This is a genomic window from Pseudomonas sp. JV245A (assembly GCF_032424515.1).
GTDB lineage: Bacteria > Pseudomonadota > Gammaproteobacteria > Pseudomonadales > Pseudomonadaceae > Aquipseudomonas > Aquipseudomonas protegens.
Genome location: NZ_VYKE01000095.1, coordinates 1 through 22,487, shown reverse-complemented (window position 1 = coordinate 22,487; position 22,487 = coordinate 1). Strand labels below are relative to the sequence as shown.

General features: G+C 66.6%; 17 protein-coding genes and 1 pseudogene. 14 read left to right on the top strand and 4 right to left on the bottom strand.

The features are described from left to right. From F6S12_RS21955 to F6S12_RS21910, 10 genes and pseudogenes are all read left to right on the top strand, one after another. Positions 1-1,295, top strand: a pseudogene (locus F6S12_RS21955) (malto-oligosyltrehalose synthase); the annotation flags it as partial. Between the two features lie 21 nt (positions 1,296-1,316). Next, positions 1,317-1,616: a DUF2934 domain-containing protein gene (locus tag F6S12_RS21950; RefSeq protein ID WP_053151456.1), complete on the top strand. Its 300-nt coding sequence runs from the start codon at positions 1,317-1,319 to the stop codon at positions 1,614-1,616. 113 nt (positions 1,617-1,729) lie between these two features. Next, the gene (gene glgX, locus F6S12_RS21945) at positions 1,730-3,889 is read left to right on the top strand and encodes a glycogen debranching protein GlgX (RefSeq protein WP_011061171.1); all 2,160 of its coding nucleotides are present in this window, start codon (positions 1,730-1,732) and stop codon (positions 3,887-3,889) included. Positions 3,890-3,891: 2 nt separating this feature from the next. Continuing rightward, positions 3,892-4,908 (top strand): acyl-CoA dehydrogenase, encoded by a 1,017-nt coding sequence (locus F6S12_RS21940; protein ID WP_220224345.1) that lies wholly within the window; start codon positions 3,892-3,894, stop codon positions 4,906-4,908. Then, a complete protein-coding gene (locus tag F6S12_RS21935) occupies positions 4,905-5,663 on the top strand; it encodes a PIG-L deacetylase family protein (protein ID WP_065363989.1) in 759 nt (252 codons plus the stop codon). The genes F6S12_RS21940 and F6S12_RS21935 overlap by 4 nt, the downstream gene beginning before the upstream one ends. Beyond that, positions 5,660-6,259, top strand: a complete 600-nt coding sequence (locus F6S12_RS21930) for a class I SAM-dependent methyltransferase (RefSeq protein WP_152686197.1) — start codon at positions 5,660-5,662, stop codon at positions 6,257-6,259. The genes F6S12_RS21935 and F6S12_RS21930 overlap by 4 nt, the downstream gene beginning before the upstream one ends. Continuing rightward, positions 6,256-6,921 carry a glycosyltransferase gene (locus F6S12_RS21925; protein WP_015635520.1) on the top strand — a complete coding sequence of 222 codons (666 nt, stop codon included), beginning with the start codon at positions 6,256-6,258 and terminating at the stop codon, positions 6,919-6,921. The genes F6S12_RS21930 and F6S12_RS21925 overlap by 4 nt, the downstream gene beginning before the upstream one ends. Positions 6,922-7,203: 282 nt before the next feature. Continuing rightward, positions 7,204-7,962 (top strand): PIG-L deacetylase family protein, encoded by a 759-nt coding sequence (locus F6S12_RS21920; RefSeq protein ID WP_011061166.1) that lies wholly within the window; start codon positions 7,204-7,206, stop codon positions 7,960-7,962. An 83-nt stretch (positions 7,963-8,045) separates the two neighbouring features. Further along, complete coding sequence (locus tag F6S12_RS21915) at positions 8,046-8,852, top strand: endonuclease/exonuclease/phosphatase family protein (protein WP_011061165.1); 807 nt, start codon at positions 8,046-8,048, stop codon at positions 8,850-8,852. A gap of 105 nt (positions 8,853-8,957) precedes the next feature. Beyond that, a complete protein-coding gene (locus F6S12_RS21910; protein WP_015635519.1) occupies positions 8,958-9,647 on the top strand; it encodes an alpha/beta hydrolase in 690 nt (229 codons plus the stop codon). 118 nt (positions 9,648-9,765) lie between these two features. Here F6S12_RS21910 and glgB read toward each other — a convergent pair whose 3' ends face one another. From glgB to F6S12_RS21895, 3 genes are all read right to left on the bottom strand, one after another. Next, complete coding sequence (glgB, locus tag F6S12_RS21905; protein ID WP_019095234.1) at positions 9,766-11,997, bottom strand: 1,4-alpha-glucan branching protein GlgB; 2,232 nt, start codon at positions 11,995-11,997, stop codon at positions 9,766-9,768. Beyond that, positions 11,994-15,341, bottom strand: coding sequence for a maltose alpha-D-glucosyltransferase (gene treS / locus F6S12_RS21900; RefSeq protein WP_015635517.1), 3,348 nt, complete (start codon positions 15,339-15,341; stop codon positions 11,994-11,996). Before treS ends, glgB begins: the two co-directional genes overlap by 4 nt. Positions 15,342-15,460: 119 nt before the next feature. Beyond that, on the bottom strand, positions 15,461-17,449 hold the full coding sequence (locus F6S12_RS21895) for an alpha-1,4-glucan--maltose-1-phosphate maltosyltransferase (protein ID WP_015635516.1): 1,989 nt from the start codon (positions 17,447-17,449) through the stop codon (positions 15,461-15,463). Positions 17,450-17,650: 201 nt separating this feature from the next. On the opposite strand from F6S12_RS21895, the gene F6S12_RS21890 reads away from it, so the two are divergent. Continuing rightward, positions 17,651-17,815 (top strand): hypothetical protein, encoded by a 165-nt coding sequence (locus tag F6S12_RS21890; protein WP_019095231.1) that lies wholly within the window; start codon positions 17,651-17,653, stop codon positions 17,813-17,815. Positions 17,816-17,872: 57 nt separating this feature from the next. Here the strand turns inward: F6S12_RS21890 and F6S12_RS21885 are convergent, their stop codons facing one another. After that, positions 17,873-18,376 carry an MgtC/SapB family protein gene (locus F6S12_RS21885; protein WP_011061160.1) on the bottom strand — a complete coding sequence of 168 codons (504 nt, stop codon included), beginning with the start codon at positions 18,374-18,376 and terminating at the stop codon, positions 17,873-17,875. A gap of 276 nt (positions 18,377-18,652) precedes the next feature. Between F6S12_RS21885 and F6S12_RS21880 the strand changes: the two genes are divergently transcribed. The 3 genes from F6S12_RS21880 to mapR all read left to right on the top strand — a co-directional run bounded on the left by F6S12_RS21880 (position 18,653) and on the right by mapR (position 22,077). Further along, a complete protein-coding gene (locus tag F6S12_RS21880) occupies positions 18,653-18,886 on the top strand; it encodes a DUF3203 family protein (RefSeq protein ID WP_011061159.1) in 234 nt (77 codons plus the stop codon). Between the two features lie 208 nt (positions 18,887-19,094). Beyond that, a complete protein-coding gene (gene ccoG, locus F6S12_RS21875; protein ID WP_011061158.1) occupies positions 19,095-20,510 on the top strand; it encodes a cytochrome c oxidase accessory protein CcoG in 1,416 nt (471 codons plus the stop codon). A 157-nt stretch (positions 20,511-20,667) separates the two neighbouring features. After that, positions 20,668-22,077 (top strand): GntR family transcriptional regulator MpaR, encoded by a 1,410-nt coding sequence (gene mapR / locus F6S12_RS21870; RefSeq protein ID WP_011061157.1) that lies wholly within the window; start codon positions 20,668-20,670, stop codon positions 22,075-22,077. Positions 22,078-22,487 lie beyond the last annotated feature (410 nt).

Genomic DNA, 22,487 nt, shown 5'->3' with positions numbered 1-22,487 from the left:
GCCTGGGCGAGGCCGACAGGCCGGTGCTCGACTGCCTGGAGCGCTGGCTCGGCGGCCAGGGCTGGCGCCAGCAGCCACCGGGCCGTGGGCGCAAGCTGCTGCGCCACGCCTGTGTGCGTTTCCAGCAACTGACTTCGCCCGCCGCGGCCAAGGCCGTGGAAGACACCGCCTTCTACCGCTCGGCGGTACTGCTGGCGCGCAACGACGTGGGCTTCAACAGCGAGCAGTTCAGTGCGCCGATCGCCGCCTTCCACACGGCCTGCCAGCAACGCCTGGCCAGCTTCCCCGACAACCTGCTGACCAGCGCCACCCACGACCACAAACGGGGCGAGGACAGCCGCGCGCGCCTGGCGGTACTCAGCGAACGGGCCCCCTGGTATGCCGCCCAGGTGGAGCACTGGCGCACCCTGGCCGCGCCCCTGCGCCAGCAGGCGGATGCGCCTTCGGCGGGGGACGAACTGATCCTTTACCAGACCCTGCTGGGCAGTTGGCCCCTGGAACTGGCTGCCGAGGATCAGGCGGCCCTGCAAGGCTATGGACAAAGGATCTGGCAATGGCAGCTCAAGGCCCTGCGCGAGGCCAAGCTGCAAAGCAGCTGGGCGGCGCCCAACGCAGAATACGAAGAGGCCGTGCAGGCCTTTGTCCAGGCCCTGCTGCTGGCGCCCCAGGGCCTGGCATTGCGCCAGTCGATTGCCGCGGCGGCCCGGGCCATTGCCCCGGCGGGCGCCCTCAACAGTCTGGCGCAAACCTTGCTGCGCATGACCGTGCCTGGGGTCCCCGACCTGTACCAGGGCAACGAGTTCTGGGATTTCAGCCTGGTGGACCCGGATAACCGCCGGCCGGTGGATTACCCGGCCCGGCAGGCGGCCCTGGAGCGCGGCGGCGAACCACGCCAGTGGCTGGCCCAGTGGCACGACGGACGCATCAAGCAAGCCTTGATCGCCCGCACCCTGAACCTGCGTGGCCAGTACCCGGAGCTGTTTCGCCGGGGCCGCTACCAGCCGCTGCCGGTGCTTGGCCAACATGCCGGGCGGGTCCTGGCGTTCATGCGCGAGCACGGTGCACAACGGGCAGTGGTGATAGTGCCGGTGCAGGTCGCCGGCCTGCTGGGGGATCGCGCAATGCCCTTGATCGAGGCGCCGCTGTGGGGCGATACCCGGGTGCAGCTACCGTTCGACGCCTCGGGGCAAAAGCTGAATGGACTTTTTTCCACGGTGGCAGTCACACCCCACAGGGAGCTGATGCTTAGCGCCGCACTGCAAGACTTTGCGCTCAACCTTTTGATTCAACCTTGAATTCAGTCCAGGAGCATTGCGATGAGTACCGACGACAAACGCATTCGTGAATTCGCTTATCAGATCTGGGAGTCGGAAGGTAAGCCAGAGGGCCAGGAAGCCCGGCACTGGGACATGGCCCGCAAGCTCGCCGAGGCCGAAGCCCTGGCTCCAAGCACGCCACCCAAGGCCGGCAAGGCCAAGCCTGCCACCGGAAAGCCCGCCGCCAAGAGCGCGGCCAAGCCCAAGGCCAAGTCGGCCGTCGCCGTGGTAGTGCCCCCGGGAGAAAAACCCGCGGCGGCGAAGAAGCCCCGGGCGCCGCGCAAACCGCCGGCCAACTGACACCCGCCGGCCATCTCGTCCTCGTCAACCCGTGGCGCGCCCGCGCGCCATAAGGGTCGCGCTCGCCCTGAAGAAAGGGCCCGGCCCGTCACCGTCTCACTGCAGGAGCAACCATGAGCAGATCCAAGCAGCCCGCCGCCACTCCCGAGAGCGAACCCTCGCGCATTCGTGAAGGCCTGCCCTTCCCCCTCGGCGCCACCTGGGACGGCCTGGGGGTCAACTTCGCGCTGTTCTCGGCCAATGCCACCAAGGTCGAGCTCTGTGTGTTCGATGATGCCGGCGAAGTGGAACTCGAACGCATCGAACTTCCGGAATACACCGACGAAATCTTCCACGGCTACCTGCCCGACGCTCACCCGGGGCTGATCTACGGCTACCGCGTGCACGGCCCCTACGACCCGGCCAACGGGCACCGTTTCAACCCCAACAAACTGCTGATCGACCCCTATGCCAAGCAACTGGTGGGCGAGCTGAAATGGTCCGAGGCGCTGTTCGGCTACACCATCGGCCACCCAGATGCCGACCTCAGTTTCGACGAGCGCGACAGCGCGCCCTTCGTGCCCAAGTGCAAGGTCATCGACCCGGCCCACACCTGGGGCAACGACCAGCGGGTCAGCGTGCCCTGGGACAAGACCATCATCTACGAGACCCATGTGCGCGGCTTCACCATGCGCCACCCTTCGGTGCCCGAGAACCTGCGGGGCAGCTTCGCCGGGCTGATGGTGGACGACGTGCTGGAGCACATCCGCAAGCTCGGGGTGTCGTCGGTGGAGCTGCTGCCGATCCACGCCTTCGTCAACGACCAGCACCTGCTGCACAAGGGCATGACCAACTACTGGGGCTACAACAGCATCGCCTTCTTCGCCCCCGACCCGCGCTACCTGGCCAGCGGCAAGATCGCCGAATTCAAGGAAATGGTCGCCCACCTGCACGAAGCCGGGCTGGAGGTGATCCTGGACGTGGTCTACAACCACACCGCCGAAGGCAACGAGCAAGGCCCGACCCTGTCCATGCGCGGCATCGACAACGCCTCCTACTACCGCCTGATGCCCGACGACAAGCGCTTCTACATCAACGATTCGGGCACCGGCAACACCCTGGACCTGAGCCACCCCTGCGTGCTGCAGATGGTCACCGACTCGCTGCGCTACTGGGCCACGGAAATGCACGTGGACGGCTTCCGCTTCGACCTGGCGACCATTCTCGGGCGTTACCACGACGGTTTCGACGAGCGCCACAGCTTCCTTGTGGCCTGCCGCCAGGACCCGGTGCTGCGCCAGGTGAAGATGATCGCCGAACCCTGGGACTGCGGCCCCGGCGGCTATCAGGTGGGCAACTTCCCGCCGGGCTGGGTGGAATGGAACGATCGCTTTCGCGACACCGTGCGCGCCTTCTGGAAGGGCGATGACGGCCAGCTGGCGGATTTTGCCGGGCGCATGACCGCCTCCGGCGAGATGTTCAACCAGCGCGGCCGCCGGCCCTACGCCTCGGTCAACTTCGTCACTGCCCACGACGGTTTCACCCTGCACGACCTGGTGTCCTACAACGACAAGCACAACGAAGCCAACGACGAGAACAACCAGGACGGCAGCAACAACAACCTGTCCTGGAACCACGGCGTCGAAGGCCCCAGCGACGACCCCGAGATCAACGCCCTGCGCCTGCGCCAGATGCGCAACTTCTTCGCCACCCTGCTACTGGCCCAGGGCACGCCGATGGTGGTGGCCGGCGACGAATTCGCCCGCACCCAGCACGGCAACAACAACGCCTACTGCCAGGACAGCGAGATCGGCTGGGTCAACTGGGAGCTGGATAACGACGGCAAGTCCCTGCTCAAGTTCGTCAAGCGCCTGATCAAGCTGCGCCTGAGCTACCCGATCCTGCGGCGCGGGCGCTTCCTGGTGGGCAGCTACAACGAGGACATCGGGGTCAAGGACGTCACCTGGCTGGCTCCCGACGGCAGCGAGATGACCACCGAGCACTGGCAGGACCCCCATGGTCGCTGCCTGGGCATGCTGCTGGACGGCCGCGCCCAGGAAACCGGGATCCGTCGCCCCGGGGCCGACGCCACCCTGCTGCTGGTGGTCAACGCCCACCACGACATCGTCAACTTCCGCCTGCCTGAGGTGCCCGCCGGGGAGTTCTGGACCTGCATGCTCGACACCAACCAGCCGGCGGTGCGCGGCCAGGAACGCTTTGCCTTCGGCCACGAGTATTCGGTGACCGGGCGCTCCCTGCTGCTGTTCGAACTGCAACATGAGGAAGAAGACTGAACATGGACCTGCAAGGCTTCCTGCATCACTCCCCCGACCTGGGGCATGCCGACACCCGCGCCCTGGGCCTGTGCCTGGACGCCCTGGTGGGCGCCGGGCTCGACCGCCTGCCACTGCCCGCCGGGGGCGCCACCCTGCAACGCTGGCAGGCCCTGGCCAGGGTCGCCGGCCATGACCTGGGCCTGTGCAAGCTCTACGAGGGGCACACCGACGCCCTGGCGATCATGGCGGAACTGGGCTGCCCCGTGCCCCCCGGCACCACCTGGGGCACCTGGGCCGCGGAGCCGCCCCAGGCCCGGGTGCACGCCGTTGCCGATGGCCCGCACTGCCGGCTCAGCGGCACCAAGGCCTGGTGCTCGGGGGCCGAGGTGCTCAGCCATGCCCTGCTCACCGCCTGGGACGCCGACGGCCACCAACGCCTGGTGGCGGTGGCCCTGGACCAGCCCGGGGTGCAGGTCGAGAGCGGCAGCTGGCAAGCGGTGGGCATGGCCAGTACCGGCAGCCAGCGGGTTGACTTCCACGAGGCTCGTGGCCAATGGGTCGGCGGGCCGGATGACTACCTGCAGCGCCCGGGCTTCTGGCAAGGCGCCATCGGCATCGCCGCCTGCTGGCTGGGGGCCGCCCAGGCCATCGCACATCCCCTGCGCGAACACTGCGCCAAACGCGACGAGCCCCATGCCCTGGCCCACCTGGGGGCAGTGGACAGCGCCCTGCATCAGGCCGCCTGTGTGCTGCGCCACAGTGCCCGGCAGTTGGATCAGGCGCCCGAGGCCAACTGTCAGTTGCTGGCCCGGCGCGCCCGGGCGGTGACCGAGGCCAGCGTCGACAGCGTGCTGCACCACGTCGGCCGGGCGCTGGGCGCCGGCCCCTATTGCCTGGACCGGCACTTCGCCCGGCTGCTGGCGGACCTGCCGGTGTTCATCCGCCAGAGCCATGCCGAGCGTGACCTGGCCATTCTCGGGCAACAGCTGGCCAACGCCGCCCACGCTGCAGCGGACACGGGAGGATGGCAACTGTGAAAGCCAATCCGATTGTCGGTCGCGGCACCTCGCTGCAGGCCTGGCAGGCTTCCTCGCAACTGCAGGCCATGGCCGCGGTGGATATTCGAACCCTGGTCCCGCAAGGAGCGCGGGCGGTGATTGTGGCCCCGCACCCGGACGATGAAATCCTCGGCTGTGGCGGCCTCCTGCAACTGCTGGCGGCGCAGGGGCGCGAGCTGCTGCTGATTTCGGTCACCGATGGTTGCGCCAGCCATCCCGGCTCCCGGCGCTGGCCGGTACAGCGCCTGAGCCAGGTACGGCCCCAGGAGTCCGCCGAAGGCTTGCGCCGCCTGGGCCTGCCGCTGCAGCGCATCACCTGGCTGCGCGCGGGCTTCGAGGACAGCCGCGTCGCCCGGGACGAAGCCGCCCTGACGCAGTTCATCCAGGGTTGCCTGCGCGCCGGTGACGTGCTGTTCAGCACCTGGTGCGAGGACGGCCACTGCGACCACGAAGCCGTGGGCCGGGCCAGCGCCCTGGCCGCCCGGGCCGCGGGTGCGAGCCTCAAGGAACTGCCGATCTGGACCTGGCACTGGGCCGATCCCGAGGGCCGGCAGCTGCCCTGGGAGCGGGCCCGCAAGGTGCTGCTCAGCCCTGCCCAGGTGGCCCGCAAGCGCCATGCCATCCACGCCTTTGCCAGCCAACTGGAGGGCGACCCGCAGATCGGCCTGGCGCCCGTGCTGGCACCGCACATCATCGAGCGTCTGCTGCAACCTTTTGAGGTGGTGTTCCTATGAGTGTCGACAGTCACTATTTCGAAGGGCTGTTCGCCCGGGACCAGGACCCCTGGGCCTTTCGCCAGCGCTGGTATGAACAGCGCAAACGTGCAATCACCCTGGCCAGCCTGCCGCGCCGCCACTACCGGAGCATTTTCGAACCCGGTTGTGCCAACGGCGAACTCAGCGCCGAACTGGCCAGCCGCTGCGACAGCCTGCTGGCCTATGACACCGCGCGCAACGCGGTGGACCTGGCCCGGCAGCGCTTGCGCTCCTTCCCCCACGCCCGGGTGGAACACGGCCGCCTGCCCCAGGACTGGCCCAAGGGGCCCTTCGATCTGATCGTCATCAGCGAGATCGGCTATTACCTGGACGCCGCCGACCTGGCGCAACTGGTGGCACGGGCCCTGGGCTCCCTGGCCGCGGATGGCCAGCTACTGGCCTGCCACTGGCGCCCGCCCATTGCCGAGTGCCCCCTGGATGCCGGACAAGTGCACGAACTGCTCCATCGCCATTTGCAACTGCCACGCTTGCTGGAGCACCAGGAAGCGGACTTTCTCCTCGACCTCTGGGGCCGCGAAGCGGATTCGGTCGCGACCCTGGAGGGCCTGCGATGATCGGAGTGGTGATACCCGCCCATAACGAGGAGCAACTGCTGGCCGACTGCCTGCGCTGCGCCCTGAAAGCCGCCAGCCACCCCGAGCTCAATGAAGACGTGGCGATCCTGGTGGTGCTCGACAGCTGCTCCGACGGTTCTCTGGACATTGCCCGCCAGTTCGCCGTACAACACCTGCAATTGCAGGTGCGCAATGTCGGACGGGCACGGGCCGCGGGCGCGCAGTTGCTGCTGCAGGCCGGCGCCCGCTGGCTGTCCTGTACCGATGCCGACAGCCGCGTACCCGAGGACTGGCTGGTGGCCCAACTGGCCCTGGGCGCCGACGCCGTCTGCGGCACCGTCACCGTCGACCGCTGGAGCGAAGGCTTCGAACCCCAGGCCCGGATCCGCTATCACGACGCCTACCAGGACAGCGATGGCCACCGGCACATCCATGGCGCCAACCTCGGCATCAGCGCTGCAGCCTATGTCCGCGCCGGCGGCTTCGAGGCCCTGGCCTGCCACGAGGATGTGCAGCTGGTGCGGCAGTTGCAGCGCTGCGGCGCCAGCATCGCCTGGAGCCGGCATCCGCAAGTGATTACCAGCGGGCGCCTGGATTCGCGGGCCAAAGGTGGGTTCGGCGATTACCTCAAGCGCCTGAACGAACCTTGCGCAGGGCTGTGAAGTACAGCATGGCATTGGTCAGTGCGCCTCCCCGGGGGGAGAATTGCCGTCTACCCTGTGACGGGCTTGGTAATCAGCAAATAAGCCTGGGCTGGCACTGCGTGGAAAGCTCCAGGCTGTGTATGATTACCCCCGAATCGCGGTGCTCCAAAGGTATGGGGCACCGGTACTTCACGCTGAGGCAGGTGCCAAGGAATCAGCGTGCGTGCAAACCCAGGGTCGCGACTGAACGGAGGTTCAACCGCTACTGCCGTGGCCCGGAAAACAGGGATGTGACACCCCATGAAAGCCATACCCGCAATCGACAGCAACTGGCCCAGCCAAGTCTGGAACAGTGCCCGCAGCCTGGCCGAGGTGCCGGCCATCAATCTGGCCAACCTGGTTCCGGCCGGCTCCCGGGCAGTGATAGTCGCCCCTCACCCCGGTGACGAAGTGGTCGCCAGCGGCGGCCTGCTGCAAGTGCTGGCCCACCACGGCCACCCTCTGCAACTGATTTCCATCAGCGACGGCAGCGCCAGCCATCCCGGGTCGGAGCTGTGGCCCAAGCGCCGCCTGAGCGTGTTCCGGCCCCAGGAAAGCGCCGAAGCCCTGCGTCGCCTGGGCCTGCCCCTGCACAGCCTGAAGTGGATCCGCGGCGGCTTTGCCGACAGCGCCTTGAGCGAACGGGAACAGCAGCTGGTGCCCTTCATCTGCCGCTACCTGCGCGACACCGACGTGGTGTTCAGCACCTGGCGCGCCGATGGCAACCTCGACCACGAAGCCGTGGGCAGGGCCACGGCCAAGGCCGCGAGCCTGGTGGGTGCGCGTTTTCATGAGATTCCGATCTGGGCCTGGCACTGGGCGGCCCGCGAGGAGCACCAGATCCCCTGGCAGCGTGCGCGCAAGCTGCGCCTGGACACCTGGACCGTGGCCCGCAAGCGCCACGCCGCCCACGCCTATGCCAGCCAGTTGCAGGGCGAGCCGGAGATCGGCCTGGAGCCGTCGCTGTCGCCGGTGCTGCTGGAGCGCCTGCGCCTGCCCTACGAGATCATCCTGATGTAGGCCTGCGCGGGTGGAAAATAAGCTGAACGCACGCACCGGTCGCCAGTCCCATCTGTAACCGCCACTGATTCCAAGGAGCCCGCGTGAGCAGCGATTCCACCCGCCAGCCCAACCCCGAGGCGGTCCAGCGGTTACGCGTTCTGACCGTCAACACCCATAAGGGCTTCACCGCCCTGAACCGCCGCTTCATTCTTCCGGAACTGCGCGAGGCCGTGCGCAGTACCCAGGCCGACCTGGTGTTTCTCCAGGAAGTGCTGGGCGAGCACGAGCGCCATGCCTCGCGCCTGGACAACTGGCCTCAGCAGTCACAGTACGAGTTTCTCGCCGACAGCATGTGGAGCGACTACGCCTACGGGCGCAACGCGGTGTACCCCGACGGCCATCACGGCAACGCCCTGTTGTCGAAGTTTCCGATCCGCCAGTACCGCAACCTCGATGTTTCGATCACCGGCCCCGAGCGCCGGGGCCTGCTGCACTGCGTGCTGGATGTGCCCGGCCACGCCGAGGTCCACGCCATCTGCGTGCACCTGAGCCTGCTGGAAAGCCATCGCCAGTTGCAGCTGGCGCTGCTGGGCCAGTTGCTCGAATCACTGCCCGAGGAGGCACCGGTGATCATCGCCGGCGACTTCAATGACTGGCAGATGCACGGCAACGCCACCCTGGGCCGGCGCAACGACCTGCACGAAGCCTTCGAACGCCATCATGGCCGCCCGGCCAAGACCTACCCGGCCCGCTGGCCACTGCTGCGCCTGGATCGGGTCTACCTGCGCAACGCCCACAGCCACCGCCCGCAGATCCTCGGCAACAAGCCCTGGACCCATCTCTCCGATCACCTGCCGCTGGCGGTGGAAGTGCACCTGCCGCCTGGGGCCGCACATCAGAATTCATGAATAAATAGCCGTATTCCCGCCAGAGTCGACCATGCTTTTCCCCGAACCCGAGCCTGGGGGCGCCCGCCTCCGGGCCAACCTTGAGCCCAGAGAAGGAATCAAGCGATGAGCGAGCAACCCACGATTGTCCTGGTCCACGGTTTCTGGGGCGGTGCCGCCCACTGGAACCGGGTCATCGTCGAACTGCTGAACCGCGGGTACGAGAAGATCCGCGCCGTGGAACTGCCCCTGACCTCCCTCGCCGAGGACGTCGAACGGACCCGCAAACTGGTGGCCCAGCAAGCGGGGCCGGTGCTGCTGGTGGGGCACTCCTACGGCGGCGCGGTGATCACCCAGGCCGGACATGCGCCAAACGTCGCGGGCCTGGTGTACATCGCCGCCTTCGCCCCGGACCAGGGCGAAAGCCCCGGTGGCCTGACCCAGGAGTTCCCGCCTGAAGCCGCCGCCAATCTGGCGCCCGACAGCGACGGCTACCTCTGGGTGCGTCCGGAGCGTTTCCAGCAGAGCTTCTGCCAGGATCTCAGCCCCCAGGAAGGGCTGGTTATGGGCCTGACCCAGAAGGCGCCGCTGGCCAGCACCTTCGGCGACGCCCTCGGGGCCCCGGCATGGCGCGACAAACCTTCCTGGTACCAGGTGTCCCGTGCCGACCGCATGATCGCCCCGGCGAACCAGGAGCGCATGGCCGCCCGGCTCAACGCCCGCAAGGTCATTCACCTGGACGCCAGCCACGCCTCCCTCGCCTCCCAGCCCGGGCCCGTAGCCGCGCTGATCGCCGAGGCCGCCGACTCCCTGTAACCGGTTGACTGGGCGATCTTCAGACGAGCCGTTGGCGACCTCGCAAACCCCGCGCCCCAGCGACGGAGCGCCGCCCAGACCGTTCGTAACCTTCGGCAACGGCTACAGGACGCCTGGGTCAACTGTCAGGGCGCAGGATCAGTACGGCCAGCGGCGGCAGGTTGAGTACCAGGGACAGGGCCTGGCCATGGCTGCTCTGCTCTTCGCTGAAGGCCTCGCCACCGTTGCCGTAGTTGGAGCCGGCATACAGTTGCGAATCGCTGTTGAGCAACTCGCTCCAGCGCCCCGCCACCGGTACGCCGACGCGATAGCCCTGGCGTGGCACCGGGGTGAAGTTGGCCACCACCAGCAGCGGTTCGCCGCTCTTGCTCCAGCGCAACCAGGCATAGACGCTGTTGATCGCATCGTCGCCGATCAGCCATTGGAAACCCTGGGGCACGTCGTCCTGGTCGTGCAGCGCCGGGTACTGGCGATACAGGCGGTTGAGGTCCCCCACCAGTTGCTGCACCCCGCGGTGCTCGGGGTATTGCAGCAGGTACCAGTCCAGTTGCTGGTCGTGGTTCCACTCGCGCCATTGGCCGAACTCGCAGCCCATGAACAGCAGCTTCTTGCCCGGATGGGCCCACATGAAGCTCAGGTAGGCCCGCAGGTTGGCGAACTTCTGCCAGCGATCGCCGGGCATCTTGTCGATCAGCGAGTGCTTGCCGTGCACCACTTCGTCGTGGGAGATCGGCAGGATGAAACGCTCGGACCAGGCGTACACCAGACCAAAGCTCAGTTCGTTGTGATGGTGGGCGCGGTACACCGGGTCCTGCTGGATGTAATGCAGGGAATCATGCATCCAGCCCATGTTCCATTTATAGGCAAAGCCCAGGCCGCCCTGGTCGGTGCGCTGGCTGACCCCGGGCCAGGCGGTGGACTCCTCGGCGATCACCAGGGCACCCGGGGCCTCCAGGGCCACGACGTCGTTGAGGTGGCGCAGAAAATCAATGGCTTCGAGGTTTTCCCGGCCGCCGTGGCGGTTCGGCACCCATTCCCCGGCCTTGCGCGAATAGTCGCGGTAGAGCATCGAGGCCACGGCATCCACCCGCAGGCCGTCGACGTGGAAATGCTTGAGCCAGTGCAGCGCCGAAGCCAGCATGAAACCGTGCACTTCGGTACGCCCCAGGTTGTAGATCAGGGTGTCCCAGTCCTGGTGGAAGCCCTCCAGGGGGTTGCCGTACTCATACAGTGCAGTGCCGTCGAACTGCGCCAGGCCGTGGGTATCAGTGGGAAAGTGCGCCGGCACCCAATCGAGAATCACCCCGATGCCCGCCTGGTGGCAGGCGTCGACGAAGGCTGCGAAATCCTGCGGGCTGCCGTAGCGGGCGCTGGGGGCGAACTGCGACAGCGGCTGGTAGCCCCAGGAGCCGCCAAACGGGTGCTCCATGATCGGCATCAGTTCGATATGGGTAAACCCCAGGTCCTTGACGTAGGGAATCAGCCGTTCGGCCAGTTCGGCCCAGCTGTACTGGCGGGCCACTTCTCCAAGGTCGTCCACTTCGCACTGCCAGGAACCGGCATGCAGCTCATAGATCGACAGCGGCGCGTCCACCCGCTGGCGCTCGCCACGGGCCAGCATCCACTCCTGGTCCTGCCAGTCGATGGTCAGGGGCGGCGCGACTCTGGAGGCGGTGTCCGGCGGCAACTGCGTGGCCAGGGCCATGGGGTCGGCCTTGAGCGGCAGGATGCCCTGGGGCCCGAGGATCTCGTATTTGTAGGCCTCGCCCGCCTGCAGGCGCGGGATGAACAGCTCCCAGACCCCGGAGGGATGGCGCAGGCGCATCGGGTGCCGGCGCCCGTCCCAGATATTGAAGTCGCCCACCACCGAGACCCGCCGGGCATTCGGTGCCCAGACCGCAAAACGCACGCCGTCGATGCCGTCCACGGTGGTCAGTTGCGCCCCCAGGCAGGAACTGAGGTCGCGGTGATTGCCTTCGGCAAACAGGTACAGGTCCATCTCCCCCAGCAGGGGGCCGAAGCTGTAGGGGTCTTCACTGACCTGTTCGCCCCCGGCCCATTGAATGCGCAAGAGATAGGGCCGGGCCTCGGGAAAGTGCCCGACAAACAGCCCCGGCACCTCACCGGCTTGCAGGCTGCCGAGCACCTGCTGCTGGTCGCGGTCCAGCACCTGCACACTCAGCGCCCCGGGCAGGAAAGCGCGGATGAATTGCCCGCCGGCGCCATCGCCGTGGGGCCCGAGAATGGCGAATGGATCGCGGTGTTCGGCCCGTACCAGGGCGTCGATGGCCTTGGCCGAAGGAAGCAATGCCGGTTGCTGCTTTCCCTGTTCCTTGTTCGAGAAACTCATGACTGCTCTCCACCACTCTCAATATCGGAAAAGGGTTTCAGTTCACGCAACAGCCCCACCAGGCCGTGCAATGGCACAGGCAACCAGGCGGGACGGTTCTCCGCTTCATAGGCCAGCTCGTAGGCGGCCTTCTCCAGGCTGAACAGTGCCAGGGCGGCATCCGCGGCCGCCGGGTCCTGCCAGCCATGGGCAAGATTAGCCGTCGCCAGCCGATACGCCTGGACAAAGGCGTGGCGCGCCTCGGCCAGGTAGCGCGTGACCACTTTGCGCCGCCCCGCCGCCGCGCCTTGCGCGCCGTCCACCGCCGGTGCCTCCAGGGCCATGGCCGCCGCGTAGTCGAAGGAACGCAGGACCCCGCTGACATCCTTGTACGGGCTGTGCTTGCCGCGGCGCTCGGCCAGGGGCCGGGCCGGCTCGCCCTCGAAGTCGATCAGGTAGGCATCGCCCTTGATCACCAGTACCTGCCCCAGGTGCAGGTCGCCGTGGACACGAATCCGCACGCCCCCCACCAACTGTTTGGCCAGTTGCTGGATGTGACCCAGGATCAGCGCCTTATGCTGCAACAATTTGCCGAGCAATTTCTGCTCCCCTGCCGCGAGTTCGGCCTGGTGCTGTTGAAGCAGTTGCAACCCGCGCTCCAGTTGCTCGGCAACCTGCTGGTTCCAGGCCTGGGCATCCTTGGCGGTGGCGTGCTCGGGAGCGAAATCCGGATTGTCGCTGGGGGCCGCCAGCAGCAGGTGCATTTCCCCCAGGCGCTGGCCCAGCAGGCCGGCGAAATCCTGGAGCTCGCCCAGGGCGTTGTAGTGCTGCTCCTGCTCGGACATGGCCTCGGCCAGCTCGTCGCGGATCGCCCGCTCGAGGTTGTTCTGGGTCCACTCCCAGGCATCGCCCTGATTGTTCAGGTAGCCCTGGGCGATCATCAGCAGATGGTCTTCGCCCTGGGCATCGCGGCGCAGCACCGAGCCCAGCAGCGGCGAGATGTGGGCAAAGCCGGCAGCGGTGAGGAAGGCGCCCATTTCCAGTTCCGGGTGAATGCCCCCCGCCACCTTGCGGATCAGCTTGAGCACCAGGCTGCCGCCCACCACCACCGAGCTGTTGGACTGCTCCGCCGACAGGTAGCGCACCTCGGCGTCGGCCCCCAGGCCCAGCGCCGCCAGCTGCGCGGTGGCCTCGAAACGGATCTGGCCCTGCTCGCTGTCCAGGCAGGTGGCGCCCTGCAGCGCCAGCAGCACGTTGCGCACGAAACTGTCGAGGGCGAAGGCGTCGGTGATCAGCCCCACCTGGCGCCCGCGACGCACCCGAGCCATGGCCAGTTGCTGGGGCAAGGCGCTGTTGATCTGCTCTTCGGCCAACAGGCCGAACGGCAACTGGTAGCGCTCGCTGCGCCCGGCGCTGGTGACTTCGATCTCGCTGAGCAGCACCGGGTGCTGCGGGTCGCCAAAGCGCACGCCGTAGGCGATCCGCGCCTGGTCGATGGCGCTGTCCTTGCCGGCGAACCAGCGCCGCTTGGGCAGCCAGTTGGGCAGTACTTCCTGCTCCAGGGTGGTGCGCGATGGCGCTTCGAGCAATTCTTCGAGGCGTTTCTTCAGCACCAGGGTGGTGAAATCCGGCAGGCTCTGGGCCGGTTCCACGTGCCAGCTGGGCATCTGGTTTTCCGCCGCCAGGACGAACCAGTAGAAACCGTAGGGCGCCAGGGTCAGGAGGAAATTCAGCTGTCCGATGGGCGGAAAGGCGTTCCCGCCGAGCATCTCCACCGGCACCATGCCCGCGAACGCCGAGAGGTCCAGCTCCGCGGCCTGGGCGCTACGCGAGACGTTGGCCACGCACAGGATGATCTCCTGCTTGCCGTCAGGCCCGGTGTATTCCCGGGTATAGGCCAGGATCCGTCGGTTGCTCGGCGACAGCATCTTCAGCGTGCCGCGGCCAAAGGCCTTGGACTGCTTGCGCACCGCCAGCATGCGCCGGGTCCAGTTGAGCAGCGAATGGGGATCGCCAGACTGGGTCTCGACGTTGACTGACGGGTAGCCGTACAGCGAATCCATGATCGGCGGCAGCACCAGGCTGGCCGGGTCGGCCCGGGAGAAACCGCCGTTGCGATCGATGGACCATTGCATCGGCGTACGCACGCCATCCCGGTCCCCCAGGTAGATGTTGTCGCCCATGCCGATCTCGTCGCCGTAGTACAGGGTCGGGGTACCGGGCATCGACAGCAGCAGGCTGTTGAGCAGCTCGATGCGCCGCCGGTCACGCTCCATCAGCGGCGCCAGGCGCCGGCGGATCCCCAGGTTGATCCGCGCCCGGCGGTCGGCGGCGTAGTAGTTCCACAGGTAGTCGCGCTCGCGGTCGGTGACCATTTCCAGGGTCAGTTCATCGTGGTTGCGCAGGAAGATCGCCCACTGGCAGTTGGCCGGGATCTCCGGGGTCTGGCGCAGGATGTCGGTGATGGGGAAGCGATCCTCCTGGGCCAGGGCCATGTACATGCGCGGCATCAGCGGAAAGTGGAAGGCCATGTGGCACTCGTCGCCGTCGCTGCCTGTGACATCGCCAAAGTACAGCTGGGTGTCTTCCGGCCATTGGTTGGCCTCGGCCAGGAGCATGCGGTCCGGATAGTTGGCGTCGATTTCGGCGCGGATCTGCTTGAGCACCTGATGGGTCTCCGGCAGGTTCTCGTTGTTGGTGCCATCGCGCTCGATCAGGTAGGGAATGGCGTCCAGGCGCAGGCCGTCGATGCCCATGTCGAGCCAGTAGCGCATCACCGAGAGCACGGCCTTCATCACCTGGGGGTTGTCGAAGTTGAGGTCCGGCTGGTGGGAGTAGAAGCGGTGCCAGAAGTACTGGCCGGCCACCGGGTCCCAGGTCCAGTTGGACTTCTCGGTGTCGAGAAAGATGATCCGCGTGCCGTCGTATTTCTGGTCGTCGTCGGACCACACGTAGAAATTGCGCGCCGCCGAACCCGGCTTGGCCTTGCGTGCCCGCTGGAACCAGGGGTGCTGGTCGGAGGTGTGGTTGATCACCAGCTCGGTGATCACCCGCAGTTCGCGCTTGTGGGCCTCGGCGATAAAGCGCCGGGCGTCAGCCAGGGTGCCGTAGTCGGGGCTGACCCCGCGGTACTCGGCGATGTCGTAGCCATCGTCGCGCCGCGGCGAGGGGTAGAACGGCAACAGCCAGATGGTGTTGACCCCCAGGTCCTTGATGTAGTCGAGTTTGGCGATCAGCCCGGGAAAATCGCCGATTCCGTCGTTGTTGGAATCGAAGTAGGACTTCACATGCACCTGGTAGATCACCGCGTCCTTGTACCAGAGCGGGTCCTTGATAAAGGTCGTGGGGCGAGGTTTCTTGGCCATGTCGGGCTCCTGAAAAATTGAATTCGCAGCTGCCACAAACCACGCCCCACCGTGGGAGCTGGCTTGCCAGCGAAGGCGTCGGCCGGGCCTGCACAAGGCCCATGGGCCCAAGCCGGCTCCTACGTGGCGGTGATGCGCCAGATGCCGAAGGGCTGCGCCGGTTCGATGCGCATGAACTGGGTCTTGCCGTACCAGGTCCAGCGGTGGCCGTTCATCAGGTCCTCGCCCTGGGTCTGGGCGTCATCGGCCAGGCCCATTTCCCACAGCGGCAATTCGAAATGCGCCTCCTGGGGGTTGAACGGGTCGAGGCTGACCGCCACCAGCACGAAGTTGTCGCCGCTGCGCTTGCCGAAATACAGGATGTGGTCATTCCAGGCGTTGTACAGCTTGAGCCCCAGGTGGCTGTGCAGCGCCGGGTTCTGCCGGCGGATGCGGTTGAGCTGGGCGATCTCGGCAATGATGTTGCCCGGCGCCGAGAAGTCCCGGGGGCGGATCTGGTATTTCTCCGAATCCAGGTACTCCTCCTTGCCCGGCACCGGCGCCGATTCGCACAGCTCGAACCCGGAATACATGCCCCACAGCCCGGATCCCATGGTGGCCAGCACCGCGCGGATCAGAAACCCAGGGCGCCCCGAGTCATGCAGGAACTGCGGGTTGATGTCCGGGGTGTTGACGAAGAAGTTGGGGCGGAAGCAGTCGCGCCACGGCGGCTGGTTGAGTTCGGCCAGGTAGCTGGACAACTCGCTCTTGGTGTTGCGCCAGGTGAAGTAGGTGTAGCTCTGGGTGTAACCGACCTTGCCCAGGCGCGCCATCATCGCCGGGGTGGTGAAGGCTTCGGCGAGGAAGATCACCTCAGGGTACTGGCGGCGCACTTCGCCGATCAGCCACTGCCAGAACGGCAGCGGCTTGGTGTGGGGGTTGTCCACGCGAAAGGTCTTGACCCCCTCCTCGACCCAGCCGATGACGATGTCCCGCAGTTCCAGCCACAGGCTGGGAATGGCCTCGGCGGCATAGAAGTCGACATTGACGATGTCCTGGTACTTCTTCGGCGGGTTCTCGGCGTATTTGATGGTGCCGTCCGGGCGCCAGTTGAACCAGCCCGGGTGCTGCTTGAGCCAGGGGTGGTCCTGGGAGCACTGGATGGCGAAGTCCAGGGCGATCTCCAGGCCGTGGTCGGCGGCCGCCGCCAGCAGCCGGCGGAAGTCCTCCCGGCTGCCCAGTTGCGGGTGGATGGCCTCGTGGCCGCCCTCCTCGCTGCCGATTGCATAGGGGCTGCCGGGATCGTCCGGGCCTGCGCTCAGCGAGTTGTTGGGCCCCTTGCGGTGGCTGCGGCCGATGGGGTGGATCGGCGGGAAATACAGCACGTCAAAGCCCATGTCGTGAATCATCGGCAGCCGCGAATGAACGTCGTTGAACGTGCCGTGGCGGGCCGGATTGTCGGTGATCGAGCGGGGAAACAGCTCGTACCAACTGGCGAACTGGGCCTGTAGCCGCTCCACATCCAGCGGGTACTCGGGGCTCAGGCTCAGGTAGGGCCGGTGATCGGCCTCGGCCATCAGGCGCGCGCTGGACTCGCTGAGAAACAGCGCCACCTGCTCGGCCTCCAGCAACCCGGACAGATCGCGCTGCAACGCCAGCAACTGCTCGCGCAGCGGCCCTTCGCTGCGCTCGGCGGCCTGTTGCACATGGCTGCGGCCCTCCTGCAGCTCCAGGCTGACCGCAACCCCGGCCAGGTGCTTTTTCTCCAGCTCGTAGCAGAAGCTGGCGAACTGATCGATCCAGGCTTCGATGCAGAAGCGGTAGCGCCCCACTTCGGGCACCGTGAAACGCCCCAGCCAACCGTCGTTGCCCTGGTCTTCCAGGGCCTGGCTGGCCCAGCTGTCCTGTTGCTCGTTGTGCCAGCGCACCCGCACCGCCAGTTTGTCGTGGCCGTCGGCGAATACCTTGCACGCCACCTCTACCTCCTGGCCGGCCACCGCCTTGACCGCGAACTGGCCGCCGTCGAGCACCGGGCGGATGCTCTCGATGGCAATGCGCGGCAGCAGCAGGGCCTGGGACAACGGCAGGTGCGCCTGGTATTGCTGTTCGGTCGGTTTTTCTACAGTCATCGAGCATCACCCCTTTTTCACGTCTTCGACGCTCTGGTGGCGGGGCCGCGGCCCCGGTGAATCAATGCACTTAGGTTCCGAGCCAAAGCCTGCGGCGAAAGTTCACCGCGATTGGTCGGCCAAGCGGCGGGAATCAAATCCGCGCCGCTGCGGTCCACCAGAAGAGCCCGTGCATCTGCAAGCACAAAGGAGGCCAGCGCGATGAATATCCCGATCCCGGCAGAAACCCCCGATCCCAACATCGACCAACCGACCCTGCCCCCCAGCGAGCCTGAGCCGATCCCGGAGCAGGAACCGCCGGAAAGCACCCCGCCACCCAAGGGCGACCCGCCCACTACCATGCCGCCGGTGGTGGTCAGCGCCTGAGCCCGGGCGCCTGCCCAGCCAGCAAGCATAGACAGCCACGTGGGGAGGCCCGGAGCATCAGCCGTCCTGGCGCTTTTCCAGGCGCCGGACAATCAGCGGCATCAGGCTGAAGACCATCAGCGCCAGCAAGGTACTGAGCACCGCCGTGGCCTCGCGGCCCATGCCGGCGGCCACGCCGATGGCGGCGGTCATCCACAGCCCGGCGGCGGTGGTCAGGCCCTTGACGTGCTGGCCCTGGTCTTCTTCACGGCCCTTGAGGATGGTCCCGGCGCCGAGAAAACCGATCCCGGCGATGACCCCCTGGAGCACCCGGCTCATGGCATCGGCCTGGGCCCCGGACAGGCTCGGCACCAGCACGAACAGGGCCGCGCCCATGGCCACCAGCATATGGGTGCGAACCCCGGCGGCCTTGCCCTGATGCTCGCGTTCGAAGCCCAGAATGCCCCCCAGCAGGGCCGCCACCAGCAGCCGCAGGGTGATCTGGGTCAGTTGCCGGGCATCGCCGATATCGGCGAATTCGTCTTGCAGGGTCAGCCAGACTTCTTGCCACCAGGTGTTCATGCGATCGCTCCTCGTCCCTTCGCGGGTTCCTGAGCGATGGACCGCGCCCGCCAGCAAAAGGTGCCGCCATCACCACCACCGCAGGAACCGGCTTGCCGGAGAAGAGGCCCCAAGCCGGCTGCCAACCCCACGGACGCCTTCGCTGGCCAGCCAGTTCCTGCACAAGCCTGCGCCAGCGCCTGCCAGCGCCTGCCCAGCCACCGTTGATCGCCGTGGTCGAACCCTGGCCGGCCCCTGCGCCCTAACCTGTACAGCCATTGCCTTGAGGTAACCGCCATGAGCCTGCGCATCGAAAACCAGACCTGCTATTTCGACACCGAAACCCTGCACCAGCACCTCCCGGCCAGCGCCGTGACCATCATCACCGACAGCGCCAAGTCGATGTCGGCGGTGGACCTGGGTGGCGAGCGGGTCTACATCACCGAAGCAGAAGCCGACGCATTGACCGTAGCAGGCGCCACCGACGGCCGGCGCCATCTGAAAGCCAGTGAAGGTGATTCGGTGATTTGACTGACCTGGATCAGGGCCCGCCCCGCGGCCCTGTGCCAGCACGGCCTGCAGCCCTCCCTGGTGGCACCTGAGGGGGTACGGCAAGTTGTCGCAGGGGCGCTGCAAAGGGCCATCTGATCCGGTTTTTTATCAAATACCTGAGTCTGTTATGCAAACAGATCCGTGGTCATAGTTGCCCGGCCTGATGGAGGCTGATGAGCGAACGACCATGAGCGAAAGAATCCCCGTCCGATTAGTAGAAACCTTCGAACCTTCACGCCCTACACAGATGAAGACGAAGACCACTGACAAACACGTCTACACCCGCAGTTTCAGCGGCCTGTTCCGCACCCTGCGCATGAGCGGAGCAGGTTTCCTGTTCCTGCTGTTCTTCGGCACCGTGTGGCTCAACTGGGGTGGCCGCCAGGCCGTGCTCTGGGACCTGGCCGAAAGCAAGTTCCACATTTTCGGCGCAACCTTCTGGCCCCAGGACTTCATCCTCCTCTCGGCGCTGCTGATCATCTGCGCCTTCGGCCTGTTCGCCATCACCGTGTTCGCCGGCCGCGTCTGGTGCGGCTACACCTGCCCGCAAAGCTCGTGGACCTGGCTGTTCATGTGGTGCGAAAAGGTCACCGAGGGCGAGCGCAACCAGCGGATCAAGCTGCAGGCCGCGCCCTGGGGCCTGAACAAGCTGGCCCGCCGGGCCATGAAGCACACCCTGTGGCTGGGCATCAGCCTGCTCACCGGCCTGACCTTCGTCGGCTACTTCACCCCCATCCGCCCCCTGGCCCAGGAACTGCTGACCCTGCAGATCGGCGGCCTGAGCCTGTTCTGGGTGCTGTTCTTCGCCGCGGCCACCTACATCAACGCCGGCTGGCTGCGCGAGGCGGTGTGCATGCACATGTGCCCTTATGCGCGCTTCCAGAGCGTGATGTTCGACAAGGACACCCTGACCATTTCCTACAACCCGGTGCGCGGCGAAAGCCGTGGCCCGCGCAAGCGTGATGTGAAGCCTGCCGATGTCGGCCTGGGCGACTGCATCGACTGCCAGCTGTGCGTACAGGTCTGCCCTACCGGAATCGACATCCGCGACGGCCTGCAGATGGAGTGCATCGGCTGCGCTGCCTGCATCGACGCCTGCGACTCGATCATGGACAAGATGGGCTACGCCCGCGGCCTGATCGCCTACACCTCGGAACACGAGTTGCAAGGCGGCAAGACCCACCTGCTGCGTCCGCGCCTGGTGGGCTACAGCCTGGTGCTGCTGGTGATGATCGGCGCCCTGGCCCTGGCCCTGGTGCAGCGGCCGATGGTGTCCCTGGACGTGAGCAAGGACCGCGGCCTGTTCCGCGAGAACGCCCTGGGCCAGATCGAGAACATCTACAGCCTGAAGATCATCAACAAGACCCAGGAACGCCAGCAGTACCACCTGGCCCTGGTGGATGGCGAAGGCTTCGAGCTGCAGGGCAAGACCGAGCTGAGCCTGGCCCCCGGTGAAATCACCGACCTGCCGGTGTCCGTGGCGATGACCCAGGACAAGGCGCAGAGCAGCTCCCAGGCCATCAGTTTCAAGGTCAGCGACAGCGATGACCCCGGCGTCTACGCCGTGGCCAAGAGTCGTTTTGTCGCGCCGATGAACCGCTGAGCCTCTAGAATGCCCTGGCGAGGGAGCCGGCTCCCCCCGGGGCCGGCCCCGGAGCCAATGAACCGGACACCCGCCGCCAGCCCGCTGGCGGCGTTCGTCACTCCCTCGCCACCGCAGATATGTCGACCCGATGACCAGACTGGATCCTCAACCGCAGATGAAACGCTACGAAAAATTCGCCGATGACATCGCCGAACTGATCCGCTCCGGGGTCCTGGGGCCGGGCCAGCGTGTGCCTTCGGTGCGCTACGCCAGCCAGACCTACGGGGTCAGCCCGTCGACGGTGTTCCAGGCCTATTACCTGCTGGAGCGTCGCGGCCTGATCCGCGCCCGCCCGCGCTCCGGCTACTTCGTCAATGCCCACGCGCCGAGCCCGTTCTCGGAGCCGGTGATCAGCAGCGAAGTCAATGAATCCACCGAAGTCGATGTCAGCGAACTGGTGTTCTCGGTGCTCGATTCGATCAAGGACCCGAGCACCGTGCCTTTCGGCTCGGCGTTCCCCAGCCCGACCCTGTTCCCCCTGCAGCGCCTGTCGCGCTCCCTGGCCAGCGCCAGCCGCGAGATGGACCCGCGGGTGGTGGTCACCGACATGTCGCCGGGCAATCCGCAGCTGCGCCGGCAGATCGCCCTGCGCTACATGGTGGCCGGGCTGATGCTGCCCATGGAGGAGTTGCTGATCACCAACGGCGCCCTGGAGGCGCTGAACCTGTGCCTGCAAGCGGTGACCGAGCCCGGCGACCTGGTGGCCATCGAGGCTCCGGCCTTCTACGCCAGCCTGCAAGTGCTGGAGCGGCTCAAGCTCAAGGCGGTGGAAATCCCCGTGCACCCGCGCGACGGCATCGACCTCGGGGTGCTGGCCCAGACCCTGGAGCGGCACCCGATCAAGGCCTGCTGGTGCATGACCAACTTCCAGAACCCCATGGGCGCGAGCATGCCCGAGGCGAAGAAACAGGAGCTGGTGGAGCTGCTGCGCCAGCACCAGGTGCCGCTGATCGAAGACGACGTCTACGCCGAGCTGTACTACGGCCAGCAGGCGCCGAAACCGGCCAAGGCCTTCGACACCGAGGGCCTGGTGATGCACTGCGGCTCATTCGCCAAGAGCCTGGCCCCGGGCTACCGCATCGGCTGGGTCGCGGCCGGGCGCTATGCGCAGAAGATCGAACGGCTGAAACTGATGACCTCGTTGTGTGCCTCGATGCCGGCCCAGGCGGCGATTGCCGACTACCTGCAGCACGGTGGCTACGACCGCCACCTGCGCAAGCTGCGCTATGCCCTGGAAGAACAGCAGAGCGCCATGCTGGCGGCGATCGCCCGCTACTTCCCGGCCCAGACCCGAGTCAGCCAGCCGGCCGGCGGCTACTTCCTGTGGCTGGAGCTGCCGCCGCAGATGGACTCGCTGAAACTGTTCCAGATGGCCCTGGCCCAAGGCATCAGCATCGCCCCCGGGCCGATCTTTTCGCCGACCCAGCGCTTTCGCAACTGCATCCGCCTGAATTACGGCAGCCCGTGGAACGAAGCCGCGGAAAAGGCCATGGAAACCCTGGGCCGCATCATCCGCTCCTTCTGAGCGCAACCGCCCCACCAGCCCCCGCATTTGCGGCTGGCTTACCAGCGAAAGCGCCCGCAAGCCCTGCTCCGCCCGGGCCGACGCCTTCGCTGGCGAGCCAGCTCCTACAGCAGTCAGATACACCGTGCAGTTCCCCGTAGGAGCCGGCTTGCCGGCGAAGAGGCCTGTAAGTCATGCTCCGCCCGGGCCGACGCCTTCGCTGGCGAGCCAGCTCCTACAGCAGTCAGATACGCCGTGCAGTTCTCCGTAGGAGCCGGCTTGCCGGCGAAGAGGCCCGCAAGCCTTGCAGCGCCTGGGTCGACGTCTTCGCTGGCAAGCCAGCTCCTACATGGGGCGCTACACACCGCGCCAGCTTCAGGCAGGCCGCAAGGCCGCCGTCACGCTCTTGATCTGAGCGCCCCGTTAACCAC

What these genes read in the sequence shown, in the direction of transcription:
- ccoG (WP_011061158.1), top strand. Translation starts at nt 19,095, where the DNA reads ATGAGCGAAAGAATCCCCGTCCGATTAGTAGAAACCTTCGAACCTTCA.
- F6S12_RS21940 (WP_220224345.1), top strand. Translation starts at nt 3,892, where the DNA reads ATGGACCTGCAAGGCTTCCTGCATCACTCCCCCGACCTGGGGCATGCC.
- F6S12_RS21920 (WP_011061166.1), top strand. Translation starts at nt 7,204, where the DNA reads ATGAAAGCCATACCCGCAATCGACAGCAACTGGCCCAGCCAAGTCTGG.
- F6S12_RS21910 (WP_015635519.1), top strand. Translation starts at nt 8,958, where the DNA reads ATGAGCGAGCAACCCACGATTGTCCTGGTCCACGGTTTCTGGGGCGGT.
- F6S12_RS21890 (WP_019095231.1), top strand. Translation starts at nt 17,651, where the DNA reads ATGAATATCCCGATCCCGGCAGAAACCCCCGATCCCAACATCGACCAA.
- glgB (WP_019095234.1), bottom strand. Translation starts at nt 11,997, where the DNA reads ATGAGTTTCTCGAACAAGGAACAGGGAAAGCAGCAACCGGCATTGCTT.
- F6S12_RS21895 (WP_015635516.1), bottom strand. Translation starts at nt 17,449, where the DNA reads ATGACTGTAGAAAAACCGACCGAACAGCAATACCAGGCGCACCTGCCG.
- mapR (WP_011061157.1), top strand. Translation starts at nt 20,668, where the DNA reads ATGAAACGCTACGAAAAATTCGCCGATGACATCGCCGAACTGATCCGC.
- glgX (WP_011061171.1), top strand. Translation starts at nt 1,730, where the DNA reads ATGAGCAGATCCAAGCAGCCCGCCGCCACTCCCGAGAGCGAACCCTCG.
- F6S12_RS21880 (WP_011061159.1), top strand. Translation starts at nt 18,653, where the DNA reads ATGAGCCTGCGCATCGAAAACCAGACCTGCTATTTCGACACCGAAACC.
- treS (WP_015635517.1), bottom strand. Translation starts at nt 15,341, where the DNA reads ATGGCCAAGAAACCTCGCCCCACGACCTTTATCAAGGACCCGCTCTGG.
- F6S12_RS21950 (WP_053151456.1), top strand. Translation starts at nt 1,317, where the DNA reads ATGAGTACCGACGACAAACGCATTCGTGAATTCGCTTATCAGATCTGG.
- F6S12_RS21885 (WP_011061160.1), bottom strand. Translation starts at nt 18,376, where the DNA reads ATGAACACCTGGTGGCAAGAAGTCTGGCTGACCCTGCAAGACGAATTC.
- F6S12_RS21925 (WP_015635520.1), top strand. Translation starts at nt 6,256, where the DNA reads ATGATCGGAGTGGTGATACCCGCCCATAACGAGGAGCAACTGCTGGCC.
- F6S12_RS21930 (WP_152686197.1), top strand. Translation starts at nt 5,660, where the DNA reads ATGAGTGTCGACAGTCACTATTTCGAAGGGCTGTTCGCCCGGGACCAG.